Annotated in this window: 26 protein-coding genes and 1 pseudogene; 7 read left to right on the top strand and 20 right to left on the bottom strand. The window is 31.1% G+C overall.

Annotated features, from left to right (window positions below):
• Positions 1-4: 4 nt before the first annotated feature.
• The 3 genes from BEE63_RS11690 to BEE63_RS11680 form a co-directional block, all read right to left on the bottom strand.
• A complete protein-coding gene (locus tag BEE63_RS11690) occupies positions 5-814 on the bottom strand; it encodes an MBL fold metallo-hydrolase (protein WP_066021559.1) in 810 nt (269 codons plus the stop codon).
• A 69-nt stretch (positions 815-883) separates the two neighbouring features.
• Complete coding sequence (locus BEE63_RS11685; RefSeq protein WP_066021558.1) at positions 884-1,261, bottom strand: hypothetical protein; 378 nt, start codon at positions 1,259-1,261, stop codon at positions 884-886.
• Positions 1,262-1,272: 11 nt separating this feature from the next.
• Positions 1,273-1,725 carry a PaaI family thioesterase gene (locus BEE63_RS11680; protein WP_066021557.1) on the bottom strand — a complete coding sequence of 151 codons (453 nt, stop codon included), beginning with the start codon at positions 1,723-1,725 and terminating at the stop codon, positions 1,273-1,275.
• Positions 1,726-1,980: 255 nt separating this feature from the next.
• Here BEE63_RS11680 and BEE63_RS11675 point away from each other — a divergent pair, with 255 nt between their 5' ends.
• Positions 1,981-2,598 carry a GNAT family N-acetyltransferase gene (locus BEE63_RS11675; RefSeq protein ID WP_066021556.1) on the top strand — a complete coding sequence of 206 codons (618 nt, stop codon included), beginning with the start codon at positions 1,981-1,983 and terminating at the stop codon, positions 2,596-2,598.
• Between the two features lie 674 nt (positions 2,599-3,272).
• Here the strand turns inward: BEE63_RS11675 and BEE63_RS11670 are convergent.
• The 4 genes from BEE63_RS11670 to BEE63_RS11655 form a co-directional block, all read right to left on the bottom strand.
• Positions 3,273-4,448, bottom strand: a complete 1,176-nt coding sequence (locus BEE63_RS11670; RefSeq protein ID WP_066021555.1) for an amidohydrolase — start codon at positions 4,446-4,448, stop codon at positions 3,273-3,275.
• A gap of 361 nt (positions 4,449-4,809) precedes the next feature.
• Positions 4,810-5,190 carry a hypothetical protein gene (locus tag BEE63_RS11665; RefSeq protein ID WP_242874793.1) on the bottom strand — a complete coding sequence of 127 codons (381 nt, stop codon included), beginning with the start codon at positions 5,188-5,190 and terminating at the stop codon, positions 4,810-4,812.
• The gene (locus BEE63_RS11660) at positions 5,187-5,393 is read right to left on the bottom strand and encodes a helix-turn-helix transcriptional regulator (RefSeq protein ID WP_066021554.1); all 207 of its coding nucleotides are present in this window, start codon (positions 5,391-5,393) and stop codon (positions 5,187-5,189) included. The genes BEE63_RS11665 and BEE63_RS11660 overlap by 4 nt, the downstream gene beginning before the upstream one ends.
• A gap of 136 nt (positions 5,394-5,529) precedes the next feature.
• The gene (locus tag BEE63_RS11655; RefSeq protein ID WP_066021553.1) at positions 5,530-5,766 is read right to left on the bottom strand and encodes a hypothetical protein; all 237 of its coding nucleotides are present in this window, start codon (positions 5,764-5,766) and stop codon (positions 5,530-5,532) included.
• Positions 5,767-5,954: 188 nt separating this feature from the next.
• Between BEE63_RS11655 and BEE63_RS11650 the strand changes: the two genes are divergently transcribed.
• A complete protein-coding gene (locus BEE63_RS11650; protein ID WP_066021552.1) occupies positions 5,955-6,191 on the top strand; it encodes a DUF2442 domain-containing protein in 237 nt (78 codons plus the stop codon).
• Positions 6,192-6,658: 467 nt separating this feature from the next.
• On the opposite strand, the gene BEE63_RS11645 is transcribed toward BEE63_RS11650, so the two are convergent.
• The 4 genes and pseudogenes from BEE63_RS11645 to BEE63_RS21245 all read right to left on the bottom strand — a co-directional run.
• Positions 6,659-7,861, bottom strand: a complete 1,203-nt coding sequence (locus tag BEE63_RS11645) for a hypothetical protein (protein WP_139111563.1) — start codon at positions 7,859-7,861, stop codon at positions 6,659-6,661.
• A gap of 13 nt (positions 7,862-7,874) precedes the next feature.
• A complete protein-coding gene (locus BEE63_RS11640) occupies positions 7,875-8,282 on the bottom strand; it encodes a hypothetical protein (RefSeq protein WP_066021550.1) in 408 nt (135 codons plus the stop codon).
• A gap of 147 nt (positions 8,283-8,429) precedes the next feature.
• Positions 8,430-8,744 carry an ATP-binding cassette domain-containing protein gene (locus BEE63_RS11635; RefSeq protein ID WP_081312530.1) on the bottom strand — a complete coding sequence of 105 codons (315 nt, stop codon included), beginning with the start codon at positions 8,742-8,744 and terminating at the stop codon, positions 8,430-8,432.
• A gap of 15 nt (positions 8,745-8,759) precedes the next feature.
• Positions 8,760-8,897, bottom strand: a pseudogene (locus BEE63_RS21245) (helix-turn-helix transcriptional regulator); the annotation flags it as partial.
• A 125-nt stretch (positions 8,898-9,022) separates the two neighbouring features.
• Here BEE63_RS21245 and BEE63_RS11630 point away from each other — a divergent pair.
• Positions 9,023-9,985 carry an HPP family protein gene (locus tag BEE63_RS11630; protein ID WP_066021548.1) on the top strand — a complete coding sequence of 321 codons (963 nt, stop codon included), beginning with the start codon at positions 9,023-9,025 and terminating at the stop codon, positions 9,983-9,985.
• 83 nt (positions 9,986-10,068) lie between these two features.
• Here BEE63_RS11630 and BEE63_RS11625 read toward each other — a convergent pair whose 3' ends face one another.
• From BEE63_RS11625 to BEE63_RS11615, 3 genes are all read right to left on the bottom strand, one after another.
• Positions 10,069-11,625 (bottom strand): ABC-F family ATP-binding cassette domain-containing protein, encoded by a 1,557-nt coding sequence (locus BEE63_RS11625; protein WP_066021547.1) that lies wholly within the window; start codon positions 11,623-11,625, stop codon positions 10,069-10,071.
• Between the two features lie 124 nt (positions 11,626-11,749).
• Entirely contained in the window at positions 11,750-12,406 is a 657-nt protein-coding gene (locus BEE63_RS11620) for a GTP pyrophosphokinase (protein ID WP_081312527.1), read from the bottom strand.
• 178 nt (positions 12,407-12,584) lie between these two features.
• Positions 12,585-14,276 carry a carbon starvation CstA family protein gene (locus BEE63_RS11615; RefSeq protein ID WP_066021545.1) on the bottom strand — a complete coding sequence of 564 codons (1,692 nt, stop codon included), beginning with the start codon at positions 14,274-14,276 and terminating at the stop codon, positions 12,585-12,587.
• 365 nt (positions 14,277-14,641) lie between these two features.
• Here BEE63_RS11615 and BEE63_RS11610 point away from each other — a divergent pair, with 365 nt between their 5' ends.
• Positions 14,642-15,520, top strand: coding sequence for an NAD(P)-dependent oxidoreductase (locus BEE63_RS11610; protein WP_066021544.1), 879 nt, complete (start codon positions 14,642-14,644; stop codon positions 15,518-15,520).
• A 93-nt stretch (positions 15,521-15,613) separates the two neighbouring features.
• On the opposite strand, the gene BEE63_RS11605 is transcribed toward BEE63_RS11610, so the two are convergent.
• Positions 15,614-16,342 (bottom strand): alpha/beta fold hydrolase, encoded by a 729-nt coding sequence (locus tag BEE63_RS11605; protein WP_066021543.1) that lies wholly within the window; start codon positions 16,340-16,342, stop codon positions 15,614-15,616.
• Positions 16,343-16,534: 192 nt separating this feature from the next.
• On the opposite strand from BEE63_RS11605, the gene BEE63_RS11600 reads away from it, so the two are divergent.
• Both BEE63_RS11600 and BEE63_RS11595 read left to right on the top strand, forming a co-directional pair.
• On the top strand, positions 16,535-17,857 hold the full coding sequence (locus tag BEE63_RS11600; protein ID WP_066021542.1) for a putative DNA modification/repair radical SAM protein: 1,323 nt from the start codon (positions 16,535-16,537) through the stop codon (positions 17,855-17,857).
• Positions 17,836-18,606: a TIGR03915 family putative DNA repair protein gene (locus BEE63_RS11595; protein WP_066021541.1), complete on the top strand. Its 771-nt coding sequence runs from the start codon at positions 17,836-17,838 to the stop codon at positions 18,604-18,606. The genes BEE63_RS11600 and BEE63_RS11595 overlap by 22 nt, the downstream gene beginning before the upstream one ends.
• Before the next feature lie 40 nt (positions 18,607-18,646).
• On the opposite strand, the gene BEE63_RS11590 is transcribed toward BEE63_RS11595, so the two are convergent.
• Both BEE63_RS11590 and glgB read right to left on the bottom strand, forming a co-directional pair.
• Positions 18,647-19,828 carry a hypothetical protein gene (locus tag BEE63_RS11590; RefSeq protein ID WP_066021540.1) on the bottom strand — a complete coding sequence of 394 codons (1,182 nt, stop codon included), beginning with the start codon at positions 19,826-19,828 and terminating at the stop codon, positions 18,647-18,649.
• Between the two features lie 30 nt (positions 19,829-19,858).
• Positions 19,859-21,793 carry a 1,4-alpha-glucan branching protein GlgB gene (gene glgB, locus BEE63_RS11585; RefSeq protein ID WP_081312526.1) on the bottom strand — a complete coding sequence of 645 codons (1,935 nt, stop codon included), beginning with the start codon at positions 21,791-21,793 and terminating at the stop codon, positions 19,859-19,861.
• Between the two features lie 173 nt (positions 21,794-21,966).
• On the opposite strand from glgB, the gene BEE63_RS11580 reads away from it, so the two are divergent.
• A complete protein-coding gene (locus tag BEE63_RS11580; RefSeq protein WP_066021539.1) occupies positions 21,967-22,326 on the top strand; it encodes a MazG nucleotide pyrophosphohydrolase domain-containing protein in 360 nt (119 codons plus the stop codon).
• A 201-nt stretch (positions 22,327-22,527) separates the two neighbouring features.
• Here the strand turns inward: BEE63_RS11580 and BEE63_RS11575 are convergent, their stop codons facing one another.
• The 3 genes from BEE63_RS11575 to BEE63_RS11565 all read right to left on the bottom strand — a co-directional run bounded on the left by BEE63_RS11575 (position 22,528) and on the right by BEE63_RS11565 (position 24,815).
• Positions 22,528-23,172 carry a TetR/AcrR family transcriptional regulator gene (locus tag BEE63_RS11575; RefSeq protein ID WP_066021538.1) on the bottom strand — a complete coding sequence of 215 codons (645 nt, stop codon included), beginning with the start codon at positions 23,170-23,172 and terminating at the stop codon, positions 22,528-22,530.
• Between the two features lie 3 nt (positions 23,173-23,175).
• Complete coding sequence (locus BEE63_RS11570) at positions 23,176-24,363, bottom strand: MFS transporter (protein ID WP_066021537.1); 1,188 nt, start codon at positions 24,361-24,363, stop codon at positions 23,176-23,178.
• Between the two features lie 98 nt (positions 24,364-24,461).
• Entirely contained in the window at positions 24,462-24,815 is a 354-nt protein-coding gene (locus tag BEE63_RS11565; protein ID WP_066021536.1) for an MmcQ/YjbR family DNA-binding protein, read from the bottom strand.
• Positions 24,816-24,829 lie beyond the last annotated feature (14 nt).

The raw sequence follows: 24,829 nt of genomic DNA, 5'->3' as shown, positions 1-24,829 counted from the left end.
ACCTCTATGTCCAATTTATTTCCAGTCCCACGCCAACCTCTTTTATAGGTAAAACTTTATGTATCTCTGCTTTAACAGCAAAAGATGTACAATGACATGGATATAATTCCCTTATATTGTTTTGCTTTAAATATTCGATAGTCTTATTAGCCTCTTCATTTACTTCAAATAGATGAAAGCCACCTATAACGCCTAATACCCTATTATCCCTGCATACTTTTTTTGAGTATTCTATAATATTACATATGCCGCTGTGAGAACAACCTGTAATAACATAAATTCCATTCTCAGTTTTATATGCAAGAGCGGTATCATCCATTACATAGTCTTCAATGGACTCTTTTCCACACGTTTGTTTCCCAATAGGTTTTCTATTCTCAAATTCATTTGTTTGCGGAATTTCGCCTAAAAAAATCAAATTCTCAGTAATCCTTATTGGCTCTTTGGATAAGATTAAGTTGCATTTTTCTTTAAGTTCATCTTCTAATATGGGGGAACAAATTTCAAGGTCACCTATATGCTTTTCCTTAAACGCATCAGGATGTGCAATAATAGAAATTTTATTTTTATATTTTTTCTCAAAATAATACTTTAACCCTCTAGTATGGTCATCATGTCCATGTGAAATAGCAATAATACTTATCTCCTCTAAATTTATACCAAATGCATTTGCATTCTTAATAAATATATCGGAATATCCAACATCAAACAGCATTTTAATGTCCTCATCCTCAATGTAATAAGAAACAGCTGGTTCACCATAATAATAGTGATCAATATATGTATTATTATCTACTAGAACTTTTAATTTCATAATATATTATTCTCCCTATAATAAATGGAAGTCACACGTAAATTGACTTCCATTTTAAATTAACTCTATTTATCTCCATATCCAAAAAACTAAAAGTAATAAAGCACTAACAGCTGAAAATCCAAAGGTTTTCCAATATCTATAGTATAAAGCTTCTCCAAATGCATACACTGCAAATAAAATTAAAACAATTAGGAAATAGGTTTCATTCACATAATGCAAAAAATACGAATTTATTCCCATTGAAAAAAATATAAGTCCAAATATAAGCATAAATACGACTTTAACTTTTAACTGTTTTCTAGTGGCTCTCTTCGGTATTTCTCCATGTTGTAATCTTGCATACTCCATTCCATTTTCTAAACACAAGAAATTGGCATTTGCAATAATTTCAAACGTCCCTAATGCAAGAAAAAGCGCCCTATATATTTCTAATTTCCAGGTCATTATTCTTCCCCCTATTTATCTTTAGTTTCAGGATAATCATCCTTATCAAAATCACCAACAACAAAATAAGAAGCATGTGAGCTAACAAGCAGCTCTTTATGCTCATCATATATTTCTCCTACCGCTCTTATTATAGTATTACCTCGGCTAATTACTTTGCCAACTGCCGTAATCGTACTTCCCGTATGTACATTTTTAATATAGCTTATGCCCATATCCGTAGTTACCACACGTTTTCCTAACGTAACACATGAAACTCCCATTACAGCATCGGCAATTGAAGCAAAAGTACCCCCATGAGCATAGCCGTACACATTACAATGCTTATCAATAATTTTTGCACGATATTTAACTTTTCCCTCTTCAACATCAAGAATTTCAAGGTTGAGAAAATTTTCAAGTACATTTGTTTTATATATTTTATTAAAATAATTGCGTACCCACAAAAGATGTTCTTTAGACATGTTATTCCTCCAATAATTCTGTACATAAAACTAATATACGTTTTTAGTCACTGATTAAAATATATTATACACTTAATTTTAAGTTATAAGTTTTTATAAGTAAATAAAATATTTTTTCATGCGGAAGATATTTTACATAAAATAGTTACTTGCTTTTGACAAATGCCTCCCTTCGAAGTATTATAATACTAAAAATACCAATATAATACTTTAAACTATTGCAATAAATTATATGAACTAAAGGGGTGTATGGTAATGGATACTTTCTCAATTTCAAAAGGAAATTCCATGTCTCCAGCTGGAAGTAAACTTAACTACATGGCACTTGACTTCATGGCTCATACCGTTGTTGGCTCTAAAGATTCAGATTTAATCGAAAAAACACTTTATGAAATGTGGAAACTTAACCATAATCGGTTTAGCCATGAATTCGCTTTTGAAGCACATCTTAACAATAAAACCGTGGGCATGATTACATGTTATCCTGTTACTATCATGAATAAGCTTGAATGGCCAACCTTTTGGAAATTAATGAAACTTCGGAACTTAGGTTTAATTGGTTATTCACTTACACATTTACATAATCTATTTTCAATAATGTCATTAAAAGAAGGCAGAGAAGGCGAATATCACATTGGCACTTTAGCTACAATGCCTGAAAGCAGGGGGCATGGTGTAGCCTCAAAGCTAATTCATTTCGCCGAAAAACAAGCTAAATTGAATAACTGCAATAAATGCTCTTTAACAGTTAAAATACATAATAAACCTGCACTGAATTTGTACAAAAAATCAGGATTTAAAATTGTAGGTTCGATAGAAAAATCACCATTTTTGTTATATCGTATGGTAAAAGAATTGGAACCTTACAAGTAATACTAAATTAATAATGCAGCAGAACATATTTTAAGTTCTGCTGCATTATTCTTAATTTTAATATATCTCACGTGTATACTACGCAGGTTAAAATATTAATCTTTTTTGTGCGTCTTTTTACTATGTTTAGTTTTCTTATTATTTTCTTTCTTTTCTTTATCCTGCTGATTTGATACAGAAGGATCATTTTTTTCTCCCATAATTTTTATCCCTCCTAAAGTAAAAACTTATAATATTTTCACTTTACTATTTTTTTCAATATGGTAGTTTTGATACTATGAAAATAATAGTAAAAGTCAGCAATAATATTTGTTGACACCTGTATAAAATTTCTTGAGTGTAATTCATAAAAAATTAATTAATATAAAAAAGTATGTATAATATAATATAATTTTGCTAATTCTATTTATCGTAGGAGGTGATATCATGAAAAATAACAATAATAACAACAATAACCAAAGCAACAACAATAACAATAAGAATAACAATAAGAACAATAACAACAATAACAACAATAACAACAAAAATAACAATAAGAATAATAATGACAATAACTAGTTTAATTCGTAAGCATTTTATAGTAATAAATTAAATTTGTCCCATAAGATGAATAAAAGTGATAGCAACATCATTTAACTGATATTGTTATCACTTTTATTTACTTAAAAATTTATCTAGGACTCCCTACTTATGAAATTATAAACGATTTGCCCGTCAATTATAGTGTACATAGTTCTTGTGAAAATTTCCATTGGATTACCATCAAATATTGCAATATCAGCATCTTTTCCTACTTCAATACTTCCTAATCTATTTGACACATTGCATATTTCGGCTGCATTTATTGTTATTGCCTTTAGCCCTTCCTCTATACCTAAGCCTTCTTTAGCTGCAAGTCCGGCACAGATTAAGAGATCCTGTATTCTTGTAACCGGGTGATCAGTAGTTATAGCTACTTTTATACCTTCCCTGTGAAGTATACCTGCTGTTTTAAAATCAGCATATTGCGTTTCTATCTTATTCCTTGAAGTTAGCGTAGGTCCAATTATAGCAGGAAATCCTGATTCTTTTATTTCCTTTGCAACTAGGTGCCCTTCTGTACAATGATCAAGTGTTAACTTTAAATCGAACTCCTTGGCTATACGAATTGCAGTTAGAATGTCATCGGCTCTATGTACATGCGCTTTCAATGGTATTTTCTTATCAAACACAGGTATCCAGCACTCTTTTCTAAAATCAAGATCGAAGCTATTACCTGACTTTTCAGCATTCTTCTTATTTTGATAATACTGTTGTGCCCCAAATAGTTCTTCTCTCAAAAGTGCTACCATAGCTATACGTGTTGAAGGCATCATACTTTTTTTATCATAATTTGCTTTTGGATTTTCCCCAAAGGCGATTTTCATAGCTGCAGGTTGTAGAACAATCATTTTATCTATACATCTACCATAGGTTTTCATAAATACCCATTGGCCACCTACTACATTTGAACTTCCCGGCCCAACCATTATACCAGTTATGCCTGCACTTAATGCATTACGGAAAGCAGAATCCATAGGATTAATTCCATCCAAGCCTCTAAGGTAGGGTGTCACTGGATTAGTCATCTCATTACAGTCATTTCCTTCAAAACCCTTTCCTTCTTCTTGAATCCCTACATGGCAATGAGCCTCTATAATTCCTGGCATAACCCAGCAGTTTTTAGCATCAATGACTTTAGTAATCTCTTTATTGTTTACATCGATATCTTCCCCTACACCTACAATTTTTTTACCGTCTATTAATACACTTCCATTTTCATAATTTGTACCTGCCATTGTTAATACTTTTCCATTCTTAATTAATAACATAACCTCGCTCCCTTATAAATTAGATATTACAACTTTAAATTACTATTCAACATATTCAAAACTCTGCAATGACTATTTAAATTATATAGGTATTGTGATTTTATAATAATATCTAGATATCTATGTTTTACAAAATTAAACATAATTATTCTATTTATTAAGCACTTAGTAACAATTGTGCCTTATCTAATCTACAAACTCCATGTATTTCTTGGCGTAATTTTAAAATGGACAAAAATAAAAAGCCAAAAGAAATATTAAAAAATATCTCCCAGGCTTTTATCCTTCTGTGTACACAGTTATCTGTGCGTTCTCTCTGGAACCTGCCAGTAAGGTATGTGATATTAAAATAAAGGCGTTTTCACATCTCTTTGTGAAACTTACCAAAATAAAACATATACGTTATAAAAATAAATAAGTATGCTGCACACGCAAGTAAAACCATAAGTAAATTATATTTCATAAAAGTATAAATGATTATTAGAATTCCAAACACTATCCCCGTAACATCAAATGCTTTTGCTTTAGCTCTATCATCAATAGCAATGTTTCGCTCATCCTTTTCTTCTTTCTTAACAAATACCTTACTTCGTATGCTATTTATAATCATAGAAACCGCTATTGTTGCAACAATAATTGATATAATTTGAGGTGTATACCCTCCTACGAAGAACACAGCAACTGCTGAGGTAATAAATAGTATACCTACCACTGCAATAAATACATAATTAAAAGGTTTCATTTTTCATTCCCCTCCTCATAAATAAATATCTCTTCAATACTGACACCAAATAGTTTAGATATTTTAAACGCAAGTATTATAGACGGATTATATCTTCCATTTTCAAGTGAACCTATTGTTTGCCTTGACACCTGAAGCTTTTCTGCAAGTTCTTCCTGTGTCATGTCTTGCTGCTTCCTGATTTTTTCGAGGTTATTTTTCAATATAATTTTCCCCCAATCATTTTATGTAAAGCTTACTTTCCATTTAAATGTAGCATTCTGTGATTATAATGTCAAGTTTGCTTTCCATTGAAATTAAACATAAATTTACTAAAGATTTGATTATATTTCGTAAGTATTATTCCTTTTCAACGCTATCTAAAGGAATACTTTCTTCTTTATTATTTTTATATTCTTTATATAATTTAATTTCATCTTCTGTTGGTTCATCTTCTTCTATTTGTGACCATTTCCTTTTTAACTCTTTTTCTTTTTTCTGCTTTATATATTCATAAAAGCCTAAAACTTCTGCCAAAGTCTCGCTGTCTTTTTCATTATTCAATTTATCAATTATTTCTTTCACGAATGGATTCATAAAATCATATCCTCCTCAATTTTCAAATTGCTATATATTTAATATATCCTATTGGAAAAATAATTTAAAGTAGTTCAAAAATCAAAATTCAGTATAAAAATATTCATACTGATTATTTAGTAGTATATAATATAGATATATTTTAAGTGAAGCAACAAATTATTTAGAAAATTGGAGGGTTTAAAATAATGAATACTCCTAAAATAAAAAGTATTAATGTTAATTCTAAAGAGTATAGTATTAATGTTTTATTTGATAATGGTGTAATTAAACACATTGATTTTAAAGGAAAACTTAAAGAAGATTTTTATAGTGACCTGAAAAACAAATTATTATTTGACCAGGCAAAAATTGATGCAGGTGGTTATGGAATTAGCTGGAATGATGATATTGATATTAGCGAATATGAATTGTGGAATATGTAGTATTTAATTTTATGATAACACAAAAAATTAATCAAGCTTCCTATGGTGAAAAATCATAGGGAGCCTTTTATTATAGCAAAAAGATATTTATAAGATAAAACCACTATTAAGATGGAAAAGAAGTATATTCCCCAATGATACATCAATATTAAAAGCTTTTCATTTTGATACTTTTAAGGCTATCAAAGAAATAGCGTTTACCTGTAAGAAACTGTTGTAAGATGCATATTTAAGAATATAACAAACAGTCGTTTTATTACAATACTGTTTAAAAACATTACCGTGGAAATCAATTTACAAAAAAATTTAACACATTCAATTTTATTATTTTAGTTTGTACTTTTTTGATATAGTACTACAGAATTCAATTACTTGTAATTGGATAATAAATATACGTAATTGAATAAACAAAAATAGTATCTTAATAATTATTATAGACTGTAAATATTAAGCGTTAATTTACTTTTCTATTTTATCTCTGGATTATCATTATTGCCACAATTCGTTCTATCTTTTTCAAGTTTAATTACCACACCATTATTCATAACTCCATTTTGACTTAAAGTTGCCTTAGTCTGCTTATTTACCTTCTCATTAACATCAATAAGTTTATTTTTCAAAAACTTGTTCTGTACTTGGTTTGCTTGATTCAGATCTTCTGATTGTGATAAAGCAATTACAGTATCTCTTATGTCATTATCAATTTCTTCTTCCTCCGATTCAAGTTCCTTTTCCTTTTTATCATTTAACATTTCTTGCTTCACACCTTCATACAATAGTGCTGCTATTGATACTATAGCAATTCCTGCAATTATAGTTATAACAAATGGACTGTTGTGTGAATAATCTTTATAATCTAAAAAATTTTCACTTTCCACTTCATTTAGCATATATTCTTTTTTTATTATACTTAATTTGTTAGTTTTTTCATCATATTTCAATATTATAGGCCTGTCTACCCTTTTGAATTCTTTGAAAAACTTATTGTAATAATTTTTATCCATATAAATAAATAATTTTTTTTCTTCATCATTAAGTTGTTTGAATTCTTTTCCAATTAATCCATTGAACTCTTTTATATTGATAATTGCTTTTTTAAACTTTCTGTAACTTTCTATTGATTCTTTTGCATGCTCACAAATATGCTTTTTTAAACTTTTAACCTTATTTTTATCAATATTTTTTATAGCATCAAGTATTTGATAGCTATCTTCCTGTAACACACTAATTGCTTCATCAAATTCCAAATTTATATATGTTTTAAGCCTATTTTTAGGAACTGTATGTATCTTATTAGCTCTAAACAAAGAAAATAATTTTTCATACAAGTTAAAAATCATCTCAATTTTTTTCATAAATTCATTTGGATACATAGAAATAGGGCGTCCTAAATTATAAAACTTCTCAACCATACTTTCTTTGTTTAAATCTATTTGATTTGATTTTTTTAAATAACTATAAGCATTATTTATTTCATAGGATTTATTTATAATAATTATATTTTCTGGTCTTTCGCCCAAATTAAGTAGTCTAGATATTTCATTGATTAAATCCAGTTTACTATATCCCTTATTAATATTATTTATAAATTCCTGTAGTTGCCATCCTGATAATGGTTTCTTTTTATTACTTTTTAATTGCATTTCTATTCTTTTTATCTTACTGTCCATAACATCACCTCTATTAGTTCTTATACTTATTAATCTCATTCTTTAGTGTCTGAATATCATCCTTTCTTTTTTTTATTTCACTACTCTTACTTTTCAATTGAAACTTTCTTGACTTTATAGTACTTAAAAAATTTGATAAAAATGTAACAGATAGAGATAGCAATAACCACGTATTATTATCAATATTTTTAACAATTTTATTTGCCTCATTTATTAACTGAAATCCAACAATAAATCCTGCTGCCATAATATAGAATAGAATCCTAAATATTTTTTTATTAAATAGTGGTGCAATACATAAGAATAATGCTCCAACAGTCATGCCAAATATAGCACTATCTGTAATAGTAATTACTCCAATAATATTCAAGACTGCCAAAAGTAAATATATAATGCAGAGAATAAAATTTATATTTTCCATAAAGCACCTCTCTTTTATTACATAGTAATAGTATCATAAATCGTTAATAAATTCCATAAATTCTGCCATTTAACTATATCTTTATTACCATAAAAAAAGTGAAGCCTAAGACTCTGTTCTCTTAAGACTTCTCTTTTCTAATATTAATTACACTATCTTCGTCGTCCACTCTTCGCAGTTCCACACATCTGTAACAACATCTTTATAAAATTCAGGCTCATGGCATACAAAAAGTATACTTCCCTTGTATGCCTGTAATGCCCATTTCAGTTCATCCTTAGCATCAACATCTAAGTGATTAGTAGGCTCATCCAGTAAAAGTATATCTGATTTTTCAAGTAAAAGTTTTGCAAGAAGTACCTTAATCCTCTGACCACCACTTAAATCAGCCACATCCTTATCAAGTCCTACATCAATAATATAAAAGTCATTATTATTCAAAGTATCCTGTATTCTTCCTATTCATCATATTAATTTTCACATTTCTTTGTGAAACTTGCTAAAAATAAATATCTCTTCAATACTGACACCAAATAGTTTAGATATTTTAAACGCAAGTATTATCGACGGGTTATATCTTCCATTTTCAAGTGAACCAATTGCTTTCCTTGACAACACAAAATAATATCTATATCTTATTTAAGTAAATCACTTTATGTGGATTTCACTAAATTACTTACTAAAATTACTTTTTTTATATCTATAAAGGACTACATTTAATGCATCATAGGAGGTTTAGCATGAAAAAGAAATTTATACCTTTAGCTATATTATTGATAATTATTATGTGTATGGTTTCAGCATATGCATGTGAAAAGGAAATTATCTTCCCAGAAGTTTCCGCTCTTGTTATTAGCGCTTGGATTTTGACAGAACAAACTTCCGAAAATAAAAGTTTTCACTTTTGGATTTCTCCAACTATTGGTGCTTTAACGGGAATGTTAATAAATAGATTCTTGCCATCATCAACTATTCTAATGGTTGCAGTTGCTTTTATACTTGTATTTTTACAATTGAAAATTATTGGTTCGGAAGTATACCCTGCTTTATCAGCATCAATTCTTCCAATTCTATTACATAGTGAAAGCTGGTATTATCCCTTATCTGTATGTATACTTACTGGAATAATTGCTTTGGGTAATAAACTAATAATAAGCTTTTACTCTAAAAAGACTAAAAATTCAACGTTAAATAAAAACATGAATAAACAAATAAAAGTACAGCTAAATAGCAAAGAATTAGTACATTGGGCTAAATTATTAATAAGTGTTTTATTAGTTCTAATAATAGCTTTGTATTTTAATTGCAATTACATTATTGCTCCACCCTTAATAGTAGTTTTTGTTGAACTATGTAAGCCTAAAAGCAAACTAAGAAGGAACAGATTTCTGACATTTATATTGCCAGCGTTATCAGCCTTCTTAGGTGTAGTGTGGTTATATTTGATGTTCTACTTATTACATTTACCTATTTGGATTTCAGCTTGTTTATCCGTAAGTTGTGTTTTACTTATTTTTCACCTTCTACAATTTTCATTACCACCCGCAGCCGCTCTTTCCTTATTGCCATCAATAATACCTGCTCGAAGCTTGTGGGCATACCCTTTGCAAGTTTTAGTTGGAAGTGTTCTACTTTTAATAATTAACTTATTATGGTTTAGAAACACTACAATATTTAATACATCAGTTACTCAAAAAACTTAAAAGTTTATATAATGCATTATCTTTGTTAGTAAAAGAGCTATGCAGTATCTTTATCCTGCATAGCTCCCATTTATCTTTGCTTATTAAACTATTTTCGTTGTCCACTCTTCGCAGTTCCACACATCTGTAACAACATCCTTATAAAATTCAGGCTCATGGCATACAAGAAGTATACTTCCCTTGTATTCCTGTAATGCCCTTTTCAGTTCATCCTTAGCGTCAACATCTAAGTGATTAGTAGGCTCATCTAGGATAAGTATGTTTGTCTCATTGTTTATAAGCTTGCATAATCTTACCTTAGCCTGCTCACCTCCACTTAGAACTGCTACCTTGCTCTCTATGTGTTTTGTAGTAAGACCGCATTTTGCAAGAGCTGATCTAACCTCATATTGAGTATATCCCGGGAACTCCTCCCAGATTTCCTCTATACAAGTCTTATAATTTGCTTCTTTTATTTCCTGCTCAAAATAACCTATATGCTGATAATCTCCAAGCTCTACATCACCAAAAATAGGCTTAATCTTACCTAAAAGGCTTTTTAAAAGAGTAGTCTTACCGAGACCATTAGCACCAACTAAAGCTATCTTTTGTCCTCTTTCCATTGTAAGATTTAAAGATTTTGAAAGAGGGCTGTCATATCCAACAACTAAGTCTCTAGTTTTAAAAATTAATTTTCCAGAGGTTCTAGCACTCTTAAAATTAAACTCAGGCTTTGGCTTTTCCTGTGATTTTTCTATTATCTCCATTTTGTCTAGCTGTTTCTGTCTTGACTTTGCCATTCCTGTAGTTGCAACTCTTGCCTTATTTCTAGCAACAAAATCCTTTAGTTTTGCAATTTCCTGCTGCTGTCTTTCATATGCTGCTTCAACCTGCTTCTTATTTGCTTCATAAACTCTCTTAAAGTTGTCATAATCCCCAACATATCTAGTAAGCTTTCTGTTATCAATATGGTATATTATATTTATAACTGAATTTAAGAAAGGTATATCATGAGATATTAAAATAAAAGCATTTTCAAAATCATTTAGATACCTTTTCAGCCATTCAATGTGAATTTCATCAAGATAGTTAGTAGGCTCATCCAGTAAAAGTATATCTGGTTTTTCAAGTAAAAGTTTTGCAAGAAGTACCTTAGTCCTCTGACCACCACTTAAATCAGCTACATCCTTATCAAGTCCTACATCAATAAGTCCAAGTCCCTTTGCAACTTCCTCTACTTTTACATCAATAACATAAAAATCGTTATTATCTAAAGTATCCTGTATCGTTCCCATTTCATCAAGCAACTTTTGAAGCTCATCTTCAGAAGCATCTGCCATCTTTTCAGTTATTTTCATCATCTTTGCTTCCATATCAAAGAGATATTTAAATGCATCTCTTAAAACATCCCTTATACTGCTTCCAGCCTTAAGACTTGCATGCTGATCCATATAACCTACTCTTACGTTGTTTGACCATTCTACAGTTCCTTCATCTGGCATAAGTTTTCCTGTTATTATGCTCATAAAAGTAGACTTACCTTCTCCGTTAGCACCTATAAGACCTACATGCTCCCCCTTCAAAAGTCTGAAGGATACATCCTCAAATATAGCTCTATCTCCAAAACCATGATTTACATTTTTTACATTTAAAATACTCACTTTGCCCTCCTACTTTTCATTAGTAAATTACTATATTAACCGAAAATTGTAGAGAGCATCAAACCCTCTACAATTTAAATTCATTTTTATCTATATATCAGTTTAAATGAAATCAAAGCATTTTTCAATCTAAATTTTCTACCTGTTTCTGTATGTTCTGCATTTTAATATCAGTCTCTGATATTACATCTGCACACTCTTTTAAATCCTTCCTAATAGTTCCTACATCCCTATCAATAGTTTTATAATACAATTTATGTTCTAAGCTCGCCCAAAAATCCATAGCTATAGTTCTAATTTGAACTTCTACTCTCACAGGCTCCGTATGATCAGAAAAGAATATAGGTATCTCTAAAATCATATGAAGACTTCTATATCCATTAGCTTTTGGATGCTTTATATAATCCTTTTCAATTACAAGTTTTATATCATCTTGCTTTTTAAGCATATCTGCAATTTCATATATATCACCCACAAAAGAACATACAACCCTTATCCCTGCTATATCATTTAAATTTTCTTGAGCTGATTTAAAGTTCACTTCAAACCCTTTTCTCTCAAGCTTATCTATTATACTTCTAGGATCTTTAACTCTAGATTTCATATATTCTATGGGGTTACGCTTTCTTTTAACCTTAAATTCATTATCCAGTATTTCAAGTTTAGTTCTAACTTCTTTTATAGCTGCACTGTATTTCATTATAAGTTCCTGCATTTCTTCTAGCTTTCCCTCAACATCATCCTGAAGAAATGTCGTAACTTCTTTCCCCAACTGTACCATATTCATCCTCCCTTAAATATATATAAATATATTCTTATCTTCATAATACTACATTTCTTTATATGATAAAAGGAGTTCTGTTAGTTTTAACAAATACATCATTATTTATTCATAAAAATAGACTGCATTAAGACCATAAATCATCTCAATGCAGCCACATATATTAATACATTAAAGCCTAATTTTGTACACTTTGAGCATTGCCTTCATCTTCACTGCTCACTAATTTTTTGGAGCAGGAAACTGTTACCATGATTCCAAGTGCCATTAAGAGAATAGCAAATATTAGCTGCAAGCCGTCAGTTAAAAATACAAAGTTTCCAGCTGATAATTTCTTAAAAATTCCTATGATTGCTTGCGCTAATGCTGTAAAAGTAACTACAAGCATAATGCACATTGGTCCCCAAAGCATGAAGCCCTTACGTCCAGTAGTTTTAAGAAATACTGCTAAAGCTATTAAAACAAGTGCTGAAAGAAGTTGATTTGCTGATCCAAATAAAGGCCAAACGTTGTTGTATCCTCCAAAGGAAAGAGCAAGTCCAATAGCAAGTGTAATAATAGTAGCAAAATAATTATTAGTCATAAGTTTCTTAAAAGATGACATTTGACTTCTATCTGTATCTTCATCTATAAAAAATTCCTGAAAAGACATACGACCAATACGGGCAACAGAATCAAGTGTAGTTAATGCAAGTGCTGAGACAAACATTGTCATAATACATACAGCAACATGCTTTGGAATTCCTAAAACTCCGAGGAATCCAGCTATAGCAGAAGCAAAAATTGTAAACGGGGTTCCCTTTGGCATTTTTCCGCCTACTGCAAGTGAACCTACAGCAACTATAGCAATAACAGCAAGTAAAGATTCAACAAGCATTGCTCCATATCCTATTCCAAGCATATCTTTTTCATTTTTTACCTGCTTTGAAGATGTTCCCGATGAAACCAAGCTATGAAAACCAGATACAGCTCCACAAGCAACAGTTACAAATAATGTTGGGAAAAGCATCTTTCCATTTACTACAAAGCCAGTAAATGCAGGAAGGTTCATTGATGGCCTAGCTACAACTACTCCAATTACAGCACCAATAATCATTCCTATGAGTAAGAAAGAGCTCAAATAATCTCTTGGCTGCATTAAAAGCCACATAGGTGTTATAGAAGCAATAAAAATGTACGCAAATACTATAACAGTCCAAAAACTTTTACTGAAATATAGTGGGAATGAAATACCAACTGATAGCATTAATATTAAAAGAATAACTCCCATAACAAATTCTAATAGTTGACTTGGCTTTTTATAGTGAACAAATAATCCAAATAATACTGCAACTACAATATATAGCATTGATATCGATGCTGCAGCAGCATTAGGTGTATTTTTAGCACCAGTAGCCGTAAATCCGTTAAATGTACTAGTAACTATATCAGCAAAAGCTGCAATAACTAATGCTGAGAATATCCATGAAAACAATAGAAATAATTTCTTACCTGTTTTACCTATATACTGTTCTATTATGCATCCTATAGATTTTCCCTCATTCTTGACTGAAGCATAAAGTGCTCCGAAATCATGAACTGCTCCAAAAAAAACTCCTCCAATTAATATCCATAATAATGCCGGCAGCCATCCAAACATTGCTGCAATAATAGGTCCTGTTACTGGACCCGCACCTGCTATTGATGAAAACTGATGTGAAAAAACCACTGCTTTTGGTGCAGGTATGTAATCTTCACCATCTTCTTTGGTATATGCTGGTGTTTTAGCCTTGGGATCAATTCCCCATGTATTAACAAGCCATTTTCCATATATCAAATAAGCACTGACTAGAACAACAATAGCAATTCCAATCATTAATAATCCGCTCATTTCTACACTCTCCTTAATATAATATTATTAAAAAATAAACTATTCCTGAATTTTTAGTTAATTTTATGTTTCATTAATATAATTACATTATTTCAGCTATTTTGTCAATATATTTGTTAAATTGTAATGATATTAATATTCTTCGATAGTTTATATTATTAATTTGATTTTTATAAACGTTTTCTAAAGTAAATTTATTTATAGAAATGTATGATTATGCATTAACAATTTATTCATAACTATGGCAAGCCGCATTATGCAGTTATTTAAATAAAAGCATAATACTTTTCTTTATTCTAAATACGTTATATACTGAAAACAATAAAATCATGTACTATTCTATATAAAAGGAGAGTGAAAACTTTATGCTACAATCAAACACAAAGATAGGTTTTATTGGAATTGGTGTAATGGGAAAAGGCATGGCTGCAAATTTATTAAAAGGTGGATTTAACTTATACGTGTATAACAGAACTAAGTCTAAGGCTTTAGGTTTAGTAAACAAAGGCGCTAAATGGGTAGATTCCGTAGGTGAACTTTCAAGAATCTGTGATGTTGTTATAACTATGGTTGGCTATCCAAGCGATGTTCACGAAGTTTACTTTGGCTCTCAAGGCATTATAAATAACATTAAAGCTCAAAGTTATGCTATTGATATGACAACTTCCAAGCCAGCTCTTGCAAAAAAAATATACGAAGCTGCAAAGGCAAAAAATGTTTTTGCTTTGGATGCTCCTGTATCTGGCGGCGACATCGGTGCTGCGGATGGAACTCTTTCTATAATGGTAGGTGGGGATAAAGAAGCCTTTAACAACCTAAAACCTATATTTGAACTCATGGGAAAAAATATAGTTCTTCAAGGTGGCCCAGGCTGCGGTCAGCACACAAAAATGTGCAATCAAATAGCTATAGCCTCTACCATAATGGGAGTATGTGAATCCCTTGCCTATGCTAAAAAATCCGGACTCGATGTAGAAACCGTTTTAAAATCAATTGGTTCTGGCGGCGCTGCAAGCTGGCAGTTAAGTGCCTATGCTCCTAGAATACTTAAAGGTGATTTTGAACCAGGCTTTTATATAAAGCACTTCGTAAAAGATATGAAAATAGCTTTAGAAGAAGCAGATGAAATGGGTCTCAAAACTCCTGCCTTAGAGCTTTCAAAAAAGCTTTATGATAAGCTTATAACTGATGGAAAAGAAAATCTAGGTACTCAAGCTCTTTATAATTTATATATTGACAAGTAATAATTCTTTAGAGCATTAAATAAAGTTCATAAGTCTAAGCCTTTTATAATTTATGGCAAGACTTATTGAATTTTATTTAGGCCCTTGCTATAATCACCCCTTACTTAACATATCTGCATATTCCTTTGGATTTTCTAGCAAGTACCCACAGTGATTATATCTCTCCTTCATCAAAATACGGGCATACTTATACCTTTTTAATCTTCCCATGCACAGACGTGCAGTTTCTTTAGTTCCATACATAAATACAATTTTTTTCTGCTGCTTTTCATTTAACTCTGGCATAACAAAACTAAAGCAGGCCTCACTTAAATTTTTACAGCTTTTCTCTGACATTTGTGTGCAAACACTCACCATCAGCTTCCCAATCCCAGGAAATAATTCATCTATTTTTTCCAATGCTTTCTCAGGTTTTTGTCTTACTCTACAACATATTTTCCAGAACTTTTTTCCACAAATTTTCTTTAAAAGGCATGGAAATTTAAAAAGAGGTGCCCCATCAAGAAAAACTCTATTTATATTTATTTCATTTCTTCTATATACTTCAAAAGCAATAATAGCCCCAAGAGAAGTACCCAGTATAAATTCTAAATCATCAATATTATTTTTCTTAAGATAGACCATGATCTGATCTGCTTCATCTTTAAGCGATAAAAAATCACCCTTCTCAACCTTACTATGACCATCTAAGGTTGGCATTATTACATAATATTTATCCTTTAAATATTCTACTAAGGGTAAAAAACTTTCTGCTGCTGCAAACATTGCATGTATTAAAAGTACTTTTGGCTTTTCATAATTTCCTATAGTCTTAAATTTCATAATAGCAGCATCTCCTTCTTTTTTGCAATTTTATGATAATGATTATCATTCTCCTGACTTTATAATACTTTTACTCTCTTAAAATGTCAATAATAGCCTAAAAATTTTTATTAACTTTATCAATAATGTATCTCCTCTTTACACGAACATATGTTTGGTGATATAATAAAGAAAAATTGGGGGTGCTTTTTAGTGGATGTATTTGAAAAACTTCAAATTTTAACTGATGCAGCTAAATATGATGCTGCCTGTACTTCAAGCGGCGTCGATAGAAAATCAAAAGCTGGAGGAATGGGCAGTGCTGAAGCCTGCGGTATTTGCCACAGTTTTGCTGGTGATGGAAGATGTATTTCTCTTTTAAAAGTACTTATGTCAAACGCCTGTGTATATGACTGTCAGTACTGTGTAAATAGAATTTCAAATGACACTCCACGTGCTTCTTTTACTCCCCGCGAACTTGCCGACCTTACGATGAACTTTTACAGGCGAAATTACATTGAAGGACTATTTCTAAGTTCAGGGATACTAAAAAATCCAGATTACACCTGCGAACAGATGATTAAAACCATAACTATTTTAAGAGAAGAATATAATTTTTATGGTTATATACATGCCAAGGCTATCCCTGGTGCAGATGATATTTTAATTGAAAAATTAGGTATGCTTGTTGATAGAATGAGCGTAAATATAGAGCTGCCTTCACAAAAAAGCTTAAAGCTTCTGGCACCTAATAAATCAAAGCATTCTATATTAAAACCAATGGGTTACATTAAAAATAGAATACATGAAAGTACTACTGACATAGTAAAGTACAGACATGCTCCGAAGTTTGTCCCTGCAGGTCAAAGTACACAGATGATTATAGGCGCTACACCTGACACAGACTTTCAAATTTTAAATCTTACAGAAAGTCTTTATAGTACATATAAATTAAAAAGGGTATTTTTCTCCGCTTATATGCCTGTAGCAGAGAACCCACTTCTTCCAGCAGTACAAACGAAGCCGCCACTTTTAAGAGAACATAGACTATATCAAGCAGACTGGCTTTTGAGGTTTTATGGCTTTAAGGCAAATGAACTTTTGGACAGTAATCATCAGAGTTTTAATCCATACATAGATCCAAAGTGTAACTGGGCTCTTAATCACATGGAGTATTTTCCAGTTGACGTAAATAGAGCATCCTATAAGCTTTTGCTTAGAGTTCCAGGAATAGGTGTACACAGTGCTAAAAGGATTGTAATTGCCCGCCGCACAGTAAACTTGAATTTTATGGGATTAAAAAAATTAGGCGTAGTACTAAAAAGAGCACAGTACTTTATAACATGCAGTGGAAAAGCCATGGATGGCATAAAAATATCACAGGATTCTGTACTTAGATCACTTTTATCCGAAAAAGCTCTTTATATGTACAATAATAAATTTCCTATTGAAACACAGTATGAGCAGCTGTCCTTCTTTGATAATAAAAAACTTCTAAAGGAGGAAATTCACAAATGCCTAACAGGTCAGATTTAATCTATTACTACGATGGAAGTTTTGAGGGTCTTATGTGCTGCGTTTTTGAAAGTTATGAAAAAAGGGAAATACCAATGCATATATTTATTAATGAAAGTTCTCAAATGACCCTTTTTAAATCAAAAGAAATAGAAACTGATGTTAATAAATCTAATAGAGTTATAACTTCTATTCCAATTAAAATAGGTACTCATGCTTTAAACTTTATTCAAAGGGCATTTTTGACTTGTCTTAATGATAAGGAACTTTACATATTGCTTTTCATGCGCCTTGGTTACAAATATGGCTCTAAGGTCATGGGAATGCTGGCAAATGATGTGGTAAACACTTTATTTAAGGCTGTTAAATACCTAGGTCAGGAGAGCCATCTTTTTATGGGCTTTATAAGATTTTCTGATTATAAAGAAGGGTTAGTTGCAGAAATAGAACCTAAAAATTATGTACTTCCTCTCTTAAACAGGCATTTTGTAGAAAGATACCCAGAGGAGCGTTTTCTAATACACGACAAAACCCACGATATGGCACTTATCTACGAACCATATAAATCAAGTATTATACCCGTAGAAAATATGAGGCTCCCAGAAATCACTGAAGAAGAAAAGCACTTTAGAGCTCTATGGTCATTGTATTACAAAACTGTTGAAATTGAAGGAAGACACAACCCTAAATGCCGTAGAACACTTATGCCCAAAAGGTATTGGAAGTATCTCACTGAATTTAATTGCCAGGGAAATTATAATAATAAATAATAGAATAAAAAAAGCGAGGATACGAACCCTCGTTTTTATTTTATACTACTGCATCAATAGACGTTTTAATATGTGAATGTTTAACTTCATCTACTAAATTAATAACTGAATTCCAGCTGCTTTTTAATGAATCTATTTCTTTATTTTTAATATCTTTTACTAACTGAATATTTTGCGGCATATTTTTAAACTGAGTACCAATTATATCGTCATCTAAATGACTATCTGTAAGTGTATTGTATATTAAATTTAGCTTTTTATCTAAATCGTCAGTATCTAAATTAATATTTTTATACATATGCTCATACGTATTCTTACTAACCTGAACAGCTGAAGTACCATTTTTATATTTTGTAAGCTTCTCACTGCCCATTTTCCTTAAATCTTCATAATCGCTATTTGCAAAAGCTGTATATAAATTCTTATATATATAATTATAATTATTAGTAAAATCATTTGTAAATTTATCCGCTATAGAATTAAACTTAGCTTGATATTTTTTAGGAATTAAGTTTTTTGATATATATTTCAATTCCAAGTTTGCATGTGAATAATTAATATCATACAAACAGTCCTCAATATTATTGCCTCCTAAATTATTCACATTACCTGCACAATTAATTGCTTCCATTATTGAATCCCTAATTCCTGATTTTGTACTACTATCCAGTCCCTTCATTTTACTTACGAAGTCATTAAAATACTCATCATAATTATCAGAGGAAGTAGTACCGTACTGTTTATGCCATGCAACAGCTACTGAATCTGAGTATACTATTTTTGTATTTGGATCATAATACTCATTCTCTTTGTTATAGAGTGTACCGTCAGTTTTATCAAAACAAAGATTTTTTTCCTGTTCCTTCAAGTTTTTTTGTATATAATCATCATCTTTTCCTATTGATTTTAAATACTCTGTTACAACATCTTTAATACCTTTAAAAACTTCTTTATAGTACATCTTGCTTTTAGTTTTATTATTTATTTTATATTCATCAGAACCAAGTTTAATATTATTTTTTTTTGCAAAATCTTCAGCAGCTGCTCTTTCTGATTTAATGAGTGAATTATCAGTATCATCACATTTAGTTCTATTATTTTCAGCAGCTTTGCCTTTAATTTCACTATTACACTGGCTGCCTGAAACTTTTTGATCGTTATTTTCACTACTTCTAATCCCTATTTTATATGCTGGATAAGTTTTAGAAACTGATGTAATCACTTAATTCGCCTCCATGGTAATACATTTTTATTATAAAATTTTAAAATTAGTTTTACCTTTGTATTTTTCCAATTCATCTTTTTCTAGCTCTTCTTCTTCCGGTTCTTTACTTTCTAATTCATCCTCTTGTATCTCATCTTCTTCTAATTCATCGTCTTCAGAATCAGTATCCACTATTTGAAATAGCATACCGCTGAACGCAGGAATATCTACAGTTAATTTAGTTTTTTCATCCTCTTCTTCAACTTCATATACTTCTTCATTTTCCGAAATTGTACCACTATATTTTTCCCAATTACTATGAAGAATTAGTTCAGCAGTCTTTCCCTTCTCTAATGCTAAACTGTAACTTTGTACATCCTTATCATTAAAATTGAAAATTGCCAGTAATGTGTCCTCTTCCCCATACCTATTAATGGCATAAATGCAATCATCGTTCTTATTGCAGTCTGCCCATTTAAAATTGTCTAGGTTATAGTCATCATGAAGAGCTTCATGCTCCTTATAAATTTCATTTAATTTTACCATATAGTTATGGAAAGCATCATGCATAGGGTACTTTATCATATCCCAGTCCTGCTCCCTTTTTTCGTCCCATTCTCTAAGCTGTCCTATCTCATTTCCCATAAAATTGAGTTTCTTACCGGGATGCATTATCATATATAAATACATTGCTCTCGCTTGTGGAAACTTGTCCTCATATTGTCCGTTCATTTTTTGAAGAATAGTTGCCTTACCGTGAACTACCTCATCATGCGAAAATGCAAGAATGTATCTCTCATTATAAAAATACAGCATAGAAAAAGTTAACTTATGATAGTCTCTTGGTCTGTATTCTGGTGCACTTTGAAAATACTCTAAAGTATCATGCATCCAGCCCAAATCCCATTTATAATCAAAGCCCAAACCTCCATCATCTACTGCCTTGGTAACTCCCTTATAATGTGAAGAATCCTCCGCAATCAGCATAGCATTAGGATTAAGCTCTTTAAGTCCTTTATTCATCACTTTAACAAAATCTATGGACAGCCCATTTTCTCCTCTTCCTTCGTCCCCCTGCCAATAAATAAGACGACTTACTGCATCCATCCTGAGACCATCAAAATGAAATTCTTTAAGCCAGTAATTAGCTGCCGACTGTACAAAGCATCTAACTTCTCCTCTTGAAAACATAAAATTGCAGCTGCCCCACTCACTTGTCCCTACATCATCATTAGGATATTCATATAATGCTGTTCCATCATATTTTTTGAGTCCATATGCATCCACTGCAAAGTGAACAGGTACAAAATCTAAAATAATTCCAATGCCAGCCTGATGCAACTTGTCTATCATTTCTTTAAGCTGATCTGGTGTGCCATATCTTGATGTTGGAGCAAAAAAGCCAGTATTCTGATATCCCCATGATCCATAAAAAGGATGTTCTGACAGAGGCATAACTTCAACATGAGTGTATCCATTTTCTTTAATATAATCTATAAGTAAATCTGCAATTTCAGAATATGAATACCAACCGTCTTCATCCTCTGATTTTTTTCTCCATGATCCTAAATGAAGTTCATATATATTAAGTGGTTTATCATAGTCAGCGCTTCGTGTCCACATCCAGAAATCGTCGTGAAAATTATATGACTTTAAATCTGTAGTAATAGAACATCCACCCTGTCCCTTTTCCATTAAAAACCCATATGGATCGCAGTGTTCTTGCCGTGCGCCATCGCTTCCATAAATGCAGTATTTATACATCATGCCATAATCTGCATTGATTCCATTAATATAAAAGACTCCGCTTTGGGCCTCTTCGCTCATATCTTGTTCTTGCCAGCCATTAAATTCCCCTATTATGGCAACTTTTTTCGCATTGGGAGCATAAGTACGGAAAGTAAATGTACCATTCTCCTTATGTGCTCCAAAATACTCATATGCATCAAATGACTTTCCAATATAAAAATCTTGAAGTTTCATATTTCTATTCCCCCTTGTACCCCTATTCAAATTAATTTTCACCCATTTATGGTAATTATATCGTACATCTTAACTTATTTCATTACCTTGATGTAACAAAAATTATAAATTTATTTTTAGTTGTTAATGTTATAATAAATTTATCTTAAACTCTAAAGGAAGTGTATTATCCTATGAAGAATACTGATTTAAAAATGTCCGAAATGCTTAAATTATCAACTGATTTATGGGAAAAGCACAAAGATACGTGGTCTCCTATGAGTCCTGAATATGGAAGAGACTCTATACTCTATATGATTGAAGAAATAGGCGAAGTTATAGCTATAATAAAGAAAAAAGGCGAGAAGGAAATCATGGATAATCCCACTGTGCGCGCTCATTTTGTTGAAGAACTTTGCGATGTCATGATGTATTATACCGATGCCTTAAATAGGTTTAAAATATCTCCAGAAGAATTTTCAAAATCCTATTTTAAAAAATTTGAGTATAATATGAAAAGAGATTATGAAAAACAGTATGCCGAAAAGTATTAATGCTTTGCCACGTTTAAAAATTAAGAATGAAAAATTAAAAATTAAGAATAATTGTAACTTTTTCTCCGTTCCACTACGAAAAACTTCTAAACTTATAGCTTCTTTCATTTCTATATTATTAGATTTTCCAGAGCAAAGTGGAGGAAAATCCTCCTTAATTCTTAATTCTTCATTTTTAATTCTTAATTTTTCTAACTTAGTTCACTTATCCACATTTCTAATAGAATTTATTATCATATCCACAACCGACTTTGCAATATCCTCGTCCGTTACAGCATTGTGCTTAACAGGTAAATTAGTATATGTCATTCTTTGAAGCACTCCCATAAGAATTTGAAAAATAGAACATCCCACTTTTATAGGATCTAAATCTGACTTAAGGGATTTATCAACAATTCCCTTATTAATTGCCTCATTGAAAAAATTACTGCTGTTATCTTCAAAAATAAAATTTTCATATTTCGATTTTAATTCTTCATTTAAGTCATGAGAGCTATAATAAAAGTCGAACAAGAAAATAAATTTCATTTCAGCTTTATAGTCCTTAGCGAAATTTATCCAGGCGTATAGCATATCCTGTATCATTTCTTTTCCATTGGATTCTTTTTTAATGCTGCTCATTATGCAGTGTACCATATTTCTTAAAATATTCATTTGAACTTCAAAAACTAGCTCATCAATTGATTTAAAATACTTATAAAAAGTAACTCTGCTTACATTAGCCTCGCTGCATACATCTTTAATGTTTACATCAATAAAATTATATTTTAAAAAAAGCTTTTTTCCTGCTTCTATAATTTCCTCACGGTTTCTATTTCTAACCTTTTCATGCCATGAATCACTCATTTTTTAATCCTCTCTAACCTTGGTTTTATTATTAAAAGTTAACCCTATTGTTGCAGCAAGTATTACGGCACCTACAGCATATGGCAGATTTATATTTTTGTCAAACAAGTTTCCCGCCATTATAGGTCCAATTATACCTCCCAAACTAGTGTATGTGTTATTAAGTCCCGAGACAAATCCCTGCTCATCACCAGCTTCATTTGAAAGCATAGTATTTACCGTTGGTCGCAAAAATGAATTAAAAGCAAAGAATATAGCACATACCACCAAAAGATATATTAAATTTACTTTTACTAACATAAGCAAAAGAGCAACTGCTGACATTATTAGTGAAAATCTAATGAGTTTATACTCTCCATAACGTTTTATCACCTTATCAATAAGTCCTACTTGGACTATAATTCCAATAATCGCTCCCAAAGTAATTATAATAGAAATAACCTGAGAACTAAATCCATATCTTTGTTTTACATACAAAGAATACACCGTTTCATAGTTCTGCAAACCAAAAGTCATAACGAGAGTAAGTATCAAGTATTTAAAATAGGGGCCATGAATAGACTGTATAAGCTGTTTTATGGAAGATTCCTGTTTTTTAGACACTTTCATTTTATTTCTCTTTTCTACTGTAAGGGTTTCTGGCAAAGCAAAAGTTAATAAGGTTGCAACAAAACCTAAAGATGAAGCACAAAAATAAGGTACTCTAATTCCAAACTTCGCTATAAGTCCACCGAGTCCAGGCCCCAATACCATTCCCAAGTTCATGGCTGCACTAAAATAGCCCATCCCCTTGGCACGAGTTTCTCTTGTAGTTATGTCCGCTACATATGCAAGATTAGATGGAACCATAATTCCTAGTCCAATGCCCCCTATAAACCTTGCTATATATAAAAGTACTAATTGATGAGATATTGCAAATATGAAATCAGAAATGACAGTAAGAAACATGCCGCAAAGTATCATCTTTTTTCTTCCATATTTGTCCGAAAGCTGTCCTCCTATTGGAGAAAAAATGAATTGAGCTCCTGCAAAAACAGCAACCAAATATCCTGCGGCAGAGCCTCCAGCACTAAATTGCTTTAAATAGTCAGGCAAAATAGGCATTACCATTCCTTGTCCTATTATAGCAATGAATATATTAAGCATTAGTATGTATAATGGAAACATTTTATTTGTATTTGAATCAGACATTTTTAATCGCTCCTTGATTTACACTGTGTAAATAGTTTTCATTGTGTAAACTATTATACGATTATTTTAGATATTTTGCAACTTCTTTATAAATATTGTCATTTGGTTATAGTTTCCTTCTCCTTTTTAGTAAGTCCTTTAAAAACAAGGTCATAAGAAATATCTATTAGAAATTTAATTTTCTCATCATCAAGATCTTTTCCTACTGTTACAGTATTCCAGTGCTTTTTATTTAAATGATATCCAGCTTCAACTGCTTTGTAATCCCTTCTCAAATCTATAGATATGAACGGGTCACATTTCAAACTTATTTTTAAAGCAGAACTATTTATATCTGTAAGTAAAAACATCTTAGAACCAACCTTCATCACAAGAGTTGTATCATCAAAGGGAAAGTCTTCTTTTACACCTTTCTTAGCCTTACAATATTCCTTTATATCCTCTAAATTCATTTAACTCTACCTCC

Source organism: Clostridium pasteurianum (assembly GCF_001705235.1).
In the GTDB taxonomy this organism is placed as follows: domain Bacteria; phylum Bacillota; class Clostridia; order Clostridiales; family Clostridiaceae; genus Clostridium_S; species Clostridium_S pasteurianum_A.
The sequence above is the reverse complement of the archived record's forward strand: the minus strand, read 5'-3'. Positions and strand labels throughout refer to the sequence as shown.

Bases quoted from the DNA above. Each gene is read 5' to 3' on its own strand.
- BEE63_RS11690 (WP_066021559.1), bottom strand. From the start codon at position 814: ATGAAATTAAAAGTTCTAGTAGATAATAATACATATATTGATCACTAT.
- BEE63_RS11685 (WP_066021558.1), bottom strand. From the start codon at position 1,261: ATGACCTGGAAATTAGAAATATATAGGGCGCTTTTTCTTGCATTAGGG.
- BEE63_RS11680 (WP_066021557.1), bottom strand. From the start codon at position 1,725: ATGTCTAAAGAACATCTTTTGTGGGTACGCAATTATTTTAATAAAATA.
- BEE63_RS11675 (WP_066021556.1), top strand. From the start codon at position 1,981: ATGGATACTTTCTCAATTTCAAAAGGAAATTCCATGTCTCCAGCTGGA.
- BEE63_RS11670 (WP_066021555.1), bottom strand. From the start codon at position 4,448: ATGTTATTAATTAAGAATGGAAAAGTATTAACAATGGCAGGTACAAAT.
- BEE63_RS11665 (WP_242874793.1), bottom strand. From the start codon at position 5,190: ATGAAACCTTTTAATTATGTATTTATTGCAGTGGTAGGTATACTATTT.
- BEE63_RS11655 (WP_066021553.1), bottom strand. From the start codon at position 5,766: ATGAATCCATTCGTGAAAGAAATAATTGATAAATTGAATAATGAAAAA.
- BEE63_RS11650 (WP_066021552.1), top strand. From the start codon at position 5,955: ATGAATACTCCTAAAATAAAAAGTATTAATGTTAATTCTAAAGAGTAT.
- BEE63_RS11645 (WP_139111563.1), bottom strand. From the start codon at position 7,861: ATGGACAGTAAGATAAAAAGAATAGAAATGCAATTAAAAAGTAATAAA.
- BEE63_RS11640 (WP_066021550.1), bottom strand. From the start codon at position 8,282: ATGGAAAATATAAATTTTATTCTCTGCATTATATATTTACTTTTGGCA.
- BEE63_RS11630 (WP_066021548.1), top strand. From the start codon at position 9,023: ATGAAAAAGAAATTTATACCTTTAGCTATATTATTGATAATTATTATG.
- BEE63_RS11620 (WP_081312527.1), bottom strand. From the start codon at position 12,406: ATGGTACAGTTGGGGAAAGAAGTTACGACATTTCTTCAGGATGATGTT.
- BEE63_RS11615 (WP_066021545.1), bottom strand. From the start codon at position 14,276: ATGAGCGGATTATTAATGATTGGAATTGCTATTGTTGTTCTAGTCAGT.
- BEE63_RS11610 (WP_066021544.1), top strand. From the start codon at position 14,642: ATGCTACAATCAAACACAAAGATAGGTTTTATTGGAATTGGTGTAATG.
- BEE63_RS11605 (WP_066021543.1), bottom strand. From the start codon at position 16,342: ATGAAATTTAAGACTATAGGAAATTATGAAAAGCCAAAAGTACTTTTA.
- BEE63_RS11595 (WP_066021541.1), top strand. From the start codon at position 17,836: ATGCCTAACAGGTCAGATTTAATCTATTACTACGATGGAAGTTTTGAG.
- glgB (WP_081312526.1), bottom strand. From the start codon at position 21,793: ATGAAACTTCAAGATTTTTATATTGGAAAGTCATTTGATGCATATGAG.
- BEE63_RS11580 (WP_066021539.1), top strand. From the start codon at position 21,967: ATGAAGAATACTGATTTAAAAATGTCCGAAATGCTTAAATTATCAACT.
- BEE63_RS11575 (WP_066021538.1), bottom strand. From the start codon at position 23,172: ATGAGTGATTCATGGCATGAAAAGGTTAGAAATAGAAACCGTGAGGAA.
- BEE63_RS11570 (WP_066021537.1), bottom strand. From the start codon at position 24,363: ATGTCTGATTCAAATACAAATAAAATGTTTCCATTATACATACTAATG.
- BEE63_RS11565 (WP_066021536.1), bottom strand. From the start codon at position 24,815: ATGAATTTAGAGGATATAAAGGAATATTGTAAGGCTAAGAAAGGTGTA.